7 protein-coding genes are annotated in these 6273 nt (G+C 61.6%); all 7 read right to left on the minus strand.

The window, feature by feature from the left end; genetic code table 11:
* The gene (locus C5J22_RS30715) at positions 1-771 is read right to left on the minus strand and encodes a cephalosporin hydroxylase family protein (protein WP_046611719.1); all 771 of its coding nucleotides are present in this window, start codon (positions 769-771) and stop codon (positions 1-3) included.
* Positions 764-1825 (minus strand): class I SAM-dependent methyltransferase, encoded by a 1062-nt coding sequence (locus C5J22_RS30720; RefSeq protein ID WP_105441360.1) that lies wholly within the window; start codon positions 1823-1825, stop codon positions 764-766. The genes C5J22_RS30715 and C5J22_RS30720 overlap by 8 nt, the downstream gene beginning before the upstream one ends.
* Before the next feature lie 4 nt (positions 1826-1829).
* Positions 1830-2663: an NAD(P)-dependent oxidoreductase gene (locus C5J22_RS30725; RefSeq protein ID WP_105441361.1), complete on the minus strand. Its 834-nt coding sequence runs from the start codon at positions 2661-2663 to the stop codon at positions 1830-1832.
* The gene (locus tag C5J22_RS30730; protein WP_105441362.1) at positions 2660-3883 is read right to left on the minus strand and encodes a class I SAM-dependent methyltransferase; all 1224 of its coding nucleotides are present in this window, start codon (positions 3881-3883) and stop codon (positions 2660-2662) included. Before C5J22_RS30730 ends, C5J22_RS30725 begins: the two co-directional genes overlap by 4 nt.
* A complete protein-coding gene (locus tag C5J22_RS30735; RefSeq protein ID WP_105441363.1) occupies positions 3880-4440 on the minus strand; it encodes a dTDP-4-dehydrorhamnose 3,5-epimerase family protein in 561 nt (186 codons plus the stop codon). The genes C5J22_RS30730 and C5J22_RS30735 overlap by 4 nt, the downstream gene beginning before the upstream one ends.
* The gene (gene rfbG / locus C5J22_RS30740; RefSeq protein WP_105441364.1) at positions 4437-5519 is read right to left on the minus strand and encodes a CDP-glucose 4,6-dehydratase; all 1083 of its coding nucleotides are present in this window, start codon (positions 5517-5519) and stop codon (positions 4437-4439) included. The genes C5J22_RS30735 and rfbG overlap by 4 nt, the downstream gene beginning before the upstream one ends.
* Positions 5501-6273 (minus strand): glucose-1-phosphate cytidylyltransferase (rfbF, locus tag C5J22_RS30745; protein WP_105441365.1); only part of this gene is annotated, 773 nt, incomplete at its 5' end. The genes rfbF and rfbG, both read right to left, overlap by 19 nt.

A 6273-nucleotide genomic window follows, 5' to 3' on the forward strand; every position in this document is an offset into this window, starting at 1 on the left:
TCAGCGCAGGCGCTTCAGGAAGCCGTCCGGGGCGACGGTGATCAGCAGCTTGTTCTCGACCGACTTGTCGATCTCGAATTCCGGATGGGTCTTCAGATATTCGAAGACGGCCGTTTTCGGATTGTCGCCCGGTCCCCAGGGACGATCGCCGGCCAGTTCCTTCGGCAGATCCTCGACGACGGTGTCGAAGACGACGCAATAGCTGCCGACGCTGGTGAGCGGGGCATAGAGCTTGAGTTCCTCGAGAACGTGCTCGTGCGTGTGGTTGCTGTCGAGGCTGATCAGGATGCGCGAATAACCGGCGGCGACCTTGCGGACCTGATCCATGATCTCGGGCGCGATGCTGGAGCCCTGGATCATTTCGATCCGGGATGCCATCGGGTGGGCCTCGATCGCCTGCTTGTTATGGGGGCGGATGTCGATGTCGATGCCGAGAACCTTGCGCTTGGGCTTGGCCGGATCGACGACCTCGCCCTTTTCCGCGGCTTCCGACAGTTCCAGCAAGGCCAGCATCGAGGCGCTGAGGATGAGGGAGCCGCCGTGGGCGATGCCGGTTTCGATGATCAGGTCGGGCTTTACCGTCCAGATCAGCTCCTGCATGGCGACCATGTCCTGCGGATACTGGATGATCGGCCGGCCGAGCCAGAAATAGTTGTAGGAATATTGCGAGGCGATCGACGTGCGCATGAACTGCGCGGCGCTGTCGTTCAGCTCCTTGTTTCCAGGGACGGCCGCGACGCGGGCTTCAACTTCCTTGGTGAAATCACTCATTGTCGATCCCCACATAGGTGTAAGCGTTGTGAGACAGCATTCGAATTTCCTCGAGATAATTGGAGTTCATGACGTAGATGGTCGAGCCGTGGGGAAGTTTCGCCAGTGCGTGCTCCGGTGATTGCACCATCAGGCCGGTTGCCGGCAGGAATTTGCCCTGCTTGGCGGGATTGATGTCGATGACCATGTCGACCGGCTGGCCCTGACGGGATTTCAGCAGCGAGAAGGTCACCCCCTTCGACGCGCCGCCCCAGATCGCCGAACTGTCGCCGGCGGCAATTCGGTCGCCCAGCGTACGGGTGAAGTCGCCGGGAAACGCGACGCGATCGGTTTCTTCACGAACCGGCGGTCGCAACGAGTCCAGCTCAGCCACAACATAAAGGTACTGCCCGCCGAAAACCCGACCGCTCTCGATGACATTGCCGAAGATCCGATGAAAGTCGGACAGGCGGAAATAATTGACGTGCTCGTAGAACACGTCGAACCAGGCGCGATGTTCCATGATCCAGTCGAAGCAGGGCACTTCGATATAGATGCGGCCCTTGCCGCCGTTCGCCTTGCAGAGCTCGACGAGGAAATCATACGGGTCCTGGATATGCTCCAGCACGTGGCGAAGGATCAACCCTTCGCCTTGGACGTCGACGCCGGCCTCGAAATAATGCCGCTTCACGCGCGGGTTGGTGCCCTCGTAGGTGGGGTCGAACCCGGTGAGGTCGAAACCTTTTTCAAGCAGCATTTCGAGGAAGAGGCCCTTGCCGCAGCCGACCTCGACCAGGTTCTCACGGCCCATCGTCCGCTCGACAATGCCAGCCACCATTTCCAGATGCTGGTGGAAGTGCCGGCTGACACCCTGTTCGTTATTGTAATTGCCGTCGTAGTCCATCAGCTTCGGGTCGAACGCATCGTTGTAGATGAGGCCCGTTTTCATGTCCTGCACCAGGCGGATATCGCCCTTGGCGCAGCCTTTGGCGTCTGCAGCCGTGGGATAAACGCGGTTCTGGAAGGTCGGCAACTGCGGCTGTTCGTAAAGCAGCAGGGTATCTTTCGTCGTCATGTCATCACCTCGTTAATCCCACAACGCAGGGAGGATCCACCAGATTGTCGGGACGGGCGCCGAATCGCAGGAGATCGCGGCGACCATACTCGTCGGCCAACCGCTCGGCTATCTGCCGCACCGTGACCGGAATTCCGGAACAGATATTGGTGGCTCCCGTTCTGTCGCCAAGTCCGATATCGGCGATCTGCCTTCCTGCTTCCCGAACGTCCAGGAAGTCGCGAATCTGGTTGCCGCTGGTCAAATCCACCGGTTTGCCCGCGGCAAGCTGGGCGCGAAGGTAGGGAAACAGCCGTCGCTCGTCCTCGCCCTCGCCGAAAAGATAAAAGAGCCGGCACCACGCAAAGCTGATCTGGTGCAGCGGCAGCCATTGCGACAGGGCCAGAAACACCGCGGCCTTGGCACCGGCATAGGGGCTGATCGGACGCAGCGGCGTGTCGGTGGCGAGCATGCCCGCCGAGAGGTCGTATTCGAAACATGTGCCCACGCCAACGAACCGTTTGACGCCGGCAAGCGCTGCACCCTGCGCCATCCGCAACGTGCCTTCGAGGCAGACGATGTTTTCCGGCGACTGCAGGTATTTGCCGGGCTCGGCATACCAGGCGACATGCGCGACCGTATCGACCCCTTCGAGGGTCTTCGCCCACCACTCGACTGATTCGCGGAACAGGTCCGGCGTCCGCACGATGCTCTCGACAGCGGAGAGATCGCCAAGCCGGCTTTCCGCCGATCCCTCGCGTAAAATCACTCGGACGCGCGCACCGGATTCGGTCAGCGCCCGCAACACCTGCCGGCCGACAAAACCTGTTCCCCCGGTGAGCAGCACGAGTGGCGTCATATGATCTTCAATTCCGGCACGGCGGTTACGAACCTGGTGCCCTGATCGGCAAGCGAAGCCAGCTGCTGGCGGACTTCGGTCGCGATGTTCCAGGGCAGGATCATCACATAGTCCGGCCGGCGCGCGACGATCTCGTCCGGATGCAGGATGGGGATATGGCTGCCCGGCATGAACTTGTTCTGCTTGGCCGCTGCGGCATCGCAGACATAGGGCAGCAGGTCCGGCTTGACGCCGGCAAAATTCAGAAGCGTGTTGCCCTTGGCTGCGGCGCCATAGGCCGCGACCGTCTTGCCTTCGCGCTTGGCGTCCAGCAGGAAGGCCAGGGCATCGTTCTTGACCTTTTCGGCCTTGGCCTGGAAGTCGGCATAGATCGCCGGCGCCTGGAGGCTGCGGCGCTGTTCTTCGCCGAGCAGTGCGGTAACGGCTTCGGTTGTCTGGCGCGAATCACCTGCATGGCAGCCATAGACGCGAAGACTGCCGCCATGGGTCGGCAATTCCTCGACGTCGAAGACGCGCAGGCCCGCCGCTTCGAAGATTTTTCCGACCGTGAAGAGGGAAAGATAGGAGAAGTGCTCGTGATAGACCGTATCGAACTGGTTGTGTTCGATGAGCCGCATCACATGCGGAAATTCGAGCGTCACCGTGCCGCCGGCCTTCAACGCCGCCTTCAGACCACGCGTGAAATCGTTGATGTCGGGCACATGGGCATAGACATTGTTGCCGAGAATGAGATCGGCAGCCTTGCCTTCGCCGGCCAATTGCTTGCCCAGCGCCTCCCCAAAGAACTCCCGGCGGACCGGAATGCCGAGCGCCTCGGCAGCTTCGGCAGTGCTCGCCGTCGGCTCGACTCCGAGGCAGGTTATGCCGGCCTGGACGAAGTTCTTCAGGAGATAACCGTCGTTCGAGGCGACCTCGATGACCATGCTGTCCCGGCCGAGACCGAGACGAGAGGTGATCATCTCGACATAACGCGCTGCATGGGCGAGCCAGCTCGTCGATGCGCTGGAGAAATACGCATATTCGGCGCTGAAGAGCGATTCGGCCGAGGCATAGTCCTCGGTCTGAACCAGCCAGCATTCCTCGCAGACCTGCAGCCTCAAGGGAAAATAGACTTCCGGCCTGGAGAGATCCTCGGCGGTCAGATACGCATTGGACGGCGGCGCGAAGCCGAGGTCCAGGAAATCGCAGCGAAGTGCGGTACCGCAGTGGCGGCAGTTCATGGCGTCAGTCCCGTGAATTGTGATGTCAGGAAGGAATGACCGCGATCCCGATCCGACATTTCGGTGATCTCCAGCGGCCAGCTTATGTTGAGAACCGGATCCTGCGCGTTCAGCGCACCCTCCGAACCGGATGCGAAGGGCATCGAATGGAAATAGAGGAGTTCGCAGTCGTCGGTCAGCGCCTGGAAGCCATGCGCGAACCCTTGCGGGATCAGCAGCGAGCGGCGGTTCTCGGCCGAAAGCTCCTGGGCATGCCATTTCAGGAAGGTGGGGGAACCGGATCTGAGATCCACCGCGACATCGAAGACCGCGCCTCGCAGGCAATTGACCAGTTTCATCTCGGCATGCGGCGGATGCTGGAAATGCATGCCGCGCACGGTGCCTTGCCGCGCCGTCATCGTAAGGTTGATCTGGGCGATCGGCTTTGCCCAGCCTGCCGGCGCCAGCTCGTCGTCGCAGAACATGCGCGACAGGAAGCCGCGCGAATCACCGAGGTTCTGGCGTTCGACGAGCTTCAGGCCGGCAAGCGGCAGATCGGTGACGATGAAGCGGCTCAACGGCGTGCCTCGTATTCGGCGATCTCGGCTTCGCAAAGGGCGCGTGCGTCGGCGCCGTCATTCTGCGCACGATACCATTTCATCGTCCGGTCGACAGCCTCCGCCAGCGACCAGCGCGGTTCGACGTCGAGCATATGCCGCGCCTTGGCCGTTTCCAAGGCAAGCCAGCCCGCTTCGTGCGGTCCTTCGGCGCCGTCGCCATATTGCACTTCGCCGCGGCCGAAAGATGTGCGGGCGATCTCGATCACCTGGCGCACCGGCGCGGCCTCGTGGCTGATCGGGCCGAAATTGAAGGCATCCCCAATCGAAGGATCGCTCCACAGGCGTTCGGCAAGCACGAGATAGGCAGAGAGCGGTTCGAGCACGTGCTGCCAGGGGCGCTTTGCCTCCGGCCGCCGGACACTGAGGGTATTGCCGGACTGCCAGGCGCGGACCGCGTCCGGCAGCAGACGGTCGGCCGACCAGTCGCCGCCGCCGATCACATTGCCGGCCCGGGCGCTGGCGACCGCCACGCCTTTTTCGCGCAAAAACGAATCGCGATAGCTCGCAATGACGATCTCGGACGCAGCCTTGCTGGCGCTGTAGGGATCATGCCCGCCGAGATGGTCCGTCTCCCGGTAAGGGAAGGCATGTTCGAGATTGCGGTAGACCTTGTCGGTGGTGATCGCGACGATCACGCGCGCCGACGGAACCGAACGGACCGCCTCGAGCAGGTTGGCCGTTCCGAGCACGTTGGTCGCAAAGGTGCCGAGCGGATCCTGGTAGCTCGGGCGCACCAGGGCCTGGGCACCGAGATGCATCACGATCTCGGGTGAAGCGGAGCGTACCAGTTCGGCAAGCCTGGCGGCGTCGCGGATATCCTGGAAATGACCTTCCTTGAGGTCAGGCCGCGCGAGTGCAAAGAGGCTGGGCTGGGTTTCGGGCGGCAGGGCAATGCCGGTGACCTCGGCGCCGAGACGTCCGAGCCAGATCGAAAGCCAAGCTCCCTTGAAGCCGGTATGCCCTGTCAGAACAACGCGTTTACCCGACCAGAAACCGCGGTCCGGACGAGCCCCGCCGGTCACGGCCAGATTTTCCATGGCGCTTTTCCGGAGGCCCAGAGGTCTTCGAGAAGGTTCTTTTCCCGCAGCGTGTCCATCGGCTGCCAGAAACCTTCATGCTCGTAGGCCATCAGTTCGCCCATCGTGGCAAGGTTCGCCATCGGCGCAGATTCCCACGGAATGTTGTCGCCCTCGATGAGGTCGATGCATTTCGGCGAAAGCACGAAGAAGCCGCCGTTGATCATCCCGCCGTCGCCGCGCGGTTTTTCCACAAAGCCGGTGACCTGGTTGCCGGAACGTTCGAGCGCGCCGTAACGGCCCGGCGGATGCACCGCGGTAACCGTCGCATTCCTGCCGTGCGAACGATGGAACTTGACGAGCTCGGTGATATTCACGTCGCTCAAGCCGTCGCCATAGGTGAAGCAGAAGCTTTCCTCGTTGCGCAGATATTCGGAAACCCGTTTCAGGCGACCACCGGTCATCGTCGCTTCGCCGGTATCGATCAGCGTGACTTTCCAAGGCTCGGCGCTGCGGCGATGAACCTGCTTTTCGTTATAGGCCATGTCGAAGGTGACGTCCGACATGTGCAGGAAGTAGTTCGCGAAATACTCCTTGATGACGTAGCCCTTGTATCCGCAGCAGATGATGAACTCGTTCACGCCATGGGCGGAGTAGAGCTTCATGATGTGCCAGAGGATCGGCCGTCCGCCGATTTCGATCATCGGCTTGGGCTTGAGATGCGTCTCCTCAGAGATGCGGGTTCCCAACCCACCGGCGAGAATTACAGCTTTCA

Source organism: Neorhizobium sp. T25_13 (assembly GCF_002968675.1).
Taxonomy (GTDB): domain Bacteria; phylum Pseudomonadota; class Alphaproteobacteria; order Rhizobiales; family Rhizobiaceae; genus Neorhizobium; species Neorhizobium tomejilense.